General features: G+C 33.8%; 7 protein-coding genes and 1 pseudogene. All 8 read left to right on the forward strand.

What is annotated here, in order from left to right:
- A pseudogene (locus AMS59_RS25680) lies at positions 1 to 129 on the forward strand (IS4 family transposase); the annotation flags it as partial.
- A complete protein-coding gene (locus AMS59_RS27110) occupies positions 128 to 271 on the forward strand; it encodes a polymorphic toxin type 24 domain-containing protein (RefSeq protein ID WP_369814361.1) in 144 nt (47 codons plus the stop codon). The pseudogene AMS59_RS25680 and the gene AMS59_RS27110, both read left to right, overlap by 2 nt.
- Before the next feature lie 61 nt (positions 272 to 332).
- Positions 333 to 782: a hypothetical protein gene (locus tag AMS59_RS23465; protein WP_082337770.1), complete on the forward strand. Its 450-nt coding sequence runs from the start codon at positions 333 to 335 to the stop codon at positions 780 to 782.
- 346 nt (positions 783 to 1,128) lie between these two features.
- Entirely contained in the window at positions 1,129 to 1,602 is a 474-nt protein-coding gene (locus tag AMS59_RS23470) for a hypothetical protein (protein ID WP_053486122.1), read from the forward strand.
- Between the two features lie 783 nt (positions 1,603 to 2,385).
- Positions 2,386 to 3,135, forward strand: coding sequence for a hypothetical protein (locus tag AMS59_RS23475; RefSeq protein WP_234007902.1), 750 nt, complete (start codon positions 2,386 to 2,388; stop codon positions 3,133 to 3,135).
- Positions 3,132 to 3,284: a hypothetical protein gene (locus AMS59_RS25685; RefSeq protein WP_156304767.1), complete on the forward strand. Its 153-nt coding sequence runs from the start codon at positions 3,132 to 3,134 to the stop codon at positions 3,282 to 3,284. Before AMS59_RS23475 ends, AMS59_RS25685 begins: the two co-directional genes overlap by 4 nt.
- Before the next feature lie 61 nt (positions 3,285 to 3,345).
- Positions 3,346 to 3,855: a hypothetical protein gene (locus tag AMS59_RS23480; protein WP_053486123.1), complete on the forward strand. Its 510-nt coding sequence runs from the start codon at positions 3,346 to 3,348 to the stop codon at positions 3,853 to 3,855.
- 49 nt (positions 3,856 to 3,904) lie between these two features.
- Complete coding sequence (locus AMS59_RS27115; RefSeq protein WP_369814362.1) at positions 3,905 to 4,048, forward strand: deaminase domain-containing protein; 144 nt, start codon at positions 3,905 to 3,907, stop codon at positions 4,046 to 4,048.
- Positions 4,049 to 4,191: the final 143 nt, after the last annotated feature.

Consider the following 4,191-nt stretch of genomic DNA (forward strand, 5'->3'; position numbering starts at 1 on the left):
TTACCACTGAATTTGAATAACCATAAGTGGGCTAAGTTCCGCCAAACGAAATCAGGGGTGAAGCTTCATTTACGTCTGGTATTTATGGAAAAAGGCCATTCGTATCCCGATAAAGCAGCGCTCACTAATCGGTTCCGACGGTAAAATTGTTAAAGAGGTTCGTATTACAGGAAAAGATCATGGAGATATTTCTAGACCAAATGTTAAAGAGCCTAATTACAATACTAATCCAAAAGCAGGGGAGAAGTTTCAAAATGGTTATGAGGTTTGACCAGCTGATCCATCTGAAATACCTAAAAATATTCCATTAAAAGATTAGGGTGTGATATCCATTGTTTAATGATGATATAAATGGCGAATTTATGGAATTTAAAGATGCAAATGAAGGGAAGTTTACATGGTGGAGCTATGTAAATATGAAATCAGATATAAAAACAGCACTTGGGTTTGCGAAATTTTTTTATCCGGATGTTATTGAAGCCGAAGGATGTTTTTTATTAAAAGATAAGTTTTCGGAAAAAAATTTCGATATGTGGAAGAAGGAATCTCAAAATAATAAGATTAATATTGAAAAAATGATGAACTTATATCAAGTTAGAGATTTTTTTCATATTAATGTTGATCAGGATGAGAACTTAGGGGAGCAAATACAGGCTCTAGGAGAGGTTCTTAAATTATTTTGGTCACTTAGTTTTAAGAACAGATTCCCAAATCGGGAGATAGTAGTAAGTGTGTTCAAGGAAGAGGATGGTGAATTATTTATTACTGTATATGAAAGATGAGAAAAAAATTAAATGTGAATACCTTGACTGGCTATAAGCTTTTCAAGGTTTTTTATTATACGAAAAACTGTTGGGATGTATATTAATAATTAATGTGGATCAGCTATGACATATGAAAATGCTAACTGTTAGCATAAAGACAACCGCACTAGTACTCGATTATCTTATACAAGATAATGAACAAAGCCTTGAGTATTTGAAGGATAATGGATAGACCTCTAAAAATTCTTGAAATTACTGAAGATATTCAAAGAAAAACTAATCCAAATGGAGATTTGAAAAACTTAAAGAATTACTTATTGTGATTGACGGAAAAGTTAGACAAGTATTTGGAGAGGAGAAATAAATGGAATTCGAATTGTTTTTAAGCTCTAATTTAAGATGTAAACCCCTAGCGGAAATTATTCAAAGTATAATAGTCCGGTCTGTGAACGAAGAGATAACTGTTCACAATAGTGAAGAAGAAATAGTTATTGGGATTAAGTATTTTTCATTAGCTCTAGAAATTGAGGATATATCTGACATAGCTTTTATTAGAAGGCATTACGATTTAGATGTAAATGTATGCATTAGAGTTCAATTGTTTGGTAACACTTTTTATCAAGGTATAGAAGTTTTGTTTGAAGTTATTGGGACTCTTATCAGACAAGTTGGCGGAAATCTATTGCTTTTAGAAAACGGTTCAGATCAATTACTTAGAAAAGAGAATGGCCAGTTAATTGTCAATAGTGATTTAGATCAATACCAGATAAAATATTTAACCAAGAGTTTGCTTAGTTTTCTTGAACACTCTTACATTAAAGAAAAATTGCCAAACTAGGCATTCGGTTATTATTAACGAATAAAACCACGTTATATAAGGCGTTAATATCTACCTGATGATAATTTTAGAATCATATTTGTATAGGTGAAAATTCCCCCTAATTCCCCAGTAACATCTCGGGAGAAGTGGAAAGGTGATCCTATTGGTTGTAGTAGCTAGAAAAGCGGGTATTTATGTCAAGACTATCATTAGAGATTATAATGAACCTTTACCTGCTAACATGATAGATAGGTTTACAACTAAAAAAGGTGTGCTTAAAACTTGGGGGGGAAGCTCTAGAGTTACTCGTTCAAAAACAAAAAGCTAGTTTTAGGAATAATAATCCAATGGAATCATATGAGTTAGAGTAAATGAAATGGAAAGAAGTGAATATAAATTGGCAACTTATCAATTGGATACCTGTATCTATTTGGTTAGCGGATGTAGAGACATATTAATGAGAAAAAATATGATATATTATGAGTGAAGAAGATCCCGAAGATATAACGATTAAAAACGTTTGAAGTCTATTGATTATAGTCCCTAAAAAATAGAATAAGTTGTGAAATTTAAGTAGGGTAGATATCGCTGAATTAACAGAAGAAGAACAAGAAAGAAAAACTTGAATCAAACACAATATTTTAATCAAAAACTAAAATGGCTTTATTAACATAGTTATTATCAAAAGTTAAAAGCTTTCCATTAACTTAAACAGCTCATACAACCTTTTTTATGGTGTGTGAGCTGTTTATTTTCATTGTGACAAAGTCAACACCCCAATAGAACAAGTTGTTCTTATCTTTGAATGGGAAACTGAGTATTCCTTTACTAACAGGCACAGCGATTGAGGGAAAGGTATTAGAGGTCAAGAAGGATCAAGTATGCTTGCACCTATCTATTGATGAAGCACAAAAAAAGGAAGAAGCCACATGGTTCTCACTTGCTACGCCTTATACAGCAGAAGGACATAGCGGCTTTTACAGCCCACCAGAGGAAGGTGATAGCGTTCATCTTACCTTCCCGACACATCGGGAGGAAGCGGCCGTTGTTCGTCATAGTGTACGAAAGGGAGGCGACTCCAACCCAAAAACAGCCGATCCCAAAACGTCTTACTGGGGCACATCAAAAGGTAAGGATATGAAGCTAGACCCGCAATCTGTCACATTTACCGCACAGGAAGGCGCCGTTTTCCTAAAGCTAGATCAGGAAAGCGGAGTAGAAGTACATAGTAAGCATGCGCTTACACTAAAAGCCAATGATAATATCACCTTTGCAGGGAAAAGTATTTCCATGAGTGCAACAGAATCCATGCATTTAACATGTGGCTCCAGCAGTCTCGTTCTTGACGGCAACACTGATATGCAAGGACAGGTAGTGAAAATGGAAGGCTCCATCAAAGCGCCTGTGTCCGTATCCAATAAATCGAATGACGGAGCTGACCTTGGCTCTGCATTAGACGTCATGGGTATGATCCCTGTTGGTGGGGTGGTGCTTAATGGCGAAGAAGGAGGAAGGCTTCTGGGGATCAAAAAGGGGATAAAGAAGGGATGAAAGAATTCGTTTCATCAATCGTAAATGATTCAAAAAATCTCGCTAATTCGAAGCCTTTCGAGAGGAATGCAATCGACTCTGTAGACGTTTTTGTTAAGGATGATGCGGTTGTTTTAGTTAATCGAAATACAAACGAAATATTGACTTAGGAAATCGCTTATCAAGTAAGTTAAAATCTGAATTAGATTTGATTAGAGAGTGAGGATGACTATGAATAACTATATAATATCTTTTACCAAAAAGTTCGATTATTTTTTCGATAAAAAAGAAATCTCAAATATTATTTATTTACATGATGAGGATGATAATGAGAGATTAGACCATGTCCTTTTCCTGGAGAAAGATAATGGTGATGTTATAGGCTTGTATATAAGAGGCATGAATCCGTTAATCTCAGTGAATAGAGTCTACGATTTAGATGACTTTAATTTATTTTCCAGTTATGAAGGATTAATTGAATGCAAGGAAAATATAAAATTCAAAATAGAGTATATAGGTTTGTTTTTTAGCACTCAATACAACGAACTATTGGGTTTCTATTTGGCGAATAACGATGCATCGAGTGCTATATTTATTTTATTTTTACAAGATGAAATTTATATAGAAAAGGATTGTAGTAAATACGAGGCTAGTAGGATACTTGAAAAAAGATTTTCGACTGAAGGTTTTATAACTTACGAAAAAAAATGTGAGACCGACTGGAGACAATTAAACTTCTAAGAATTTGAATTAATAACTGACTCATGAAGTCAGGCCATCAAGAGATGTTATTTTAGAAGTTGTATGTGATAGTTGTGATCAAGTAGTCCAACAATTTAATAAAAAATATCCGAATATTAAAATTGAGGTAATTCATAATAGTGATAATTCTATTTCACCAAAATATTCAAGGAGGTTTTTAAATGGTTTATAGTTATGATGAATATGAAGATGATATTTACGAAGATTATAATGAATTAATAGAGGAAGAAAAAATTAGTAGGAGCATTCCTGTTAGAAAGATTTTCAGGGGCTTGAAAAATAAAAAGCCCTCTTGTATGATGCATGAGTGTCAAC

It is taken from the genome of Lysinibacillus sp. FJAT-14745 (genome assembly GCF_001275675.1).
Lineage (GTDB): Bacteria > Bacillota > Bacilli > Bacillales_A > Planococcaceae > Lysinibacillus.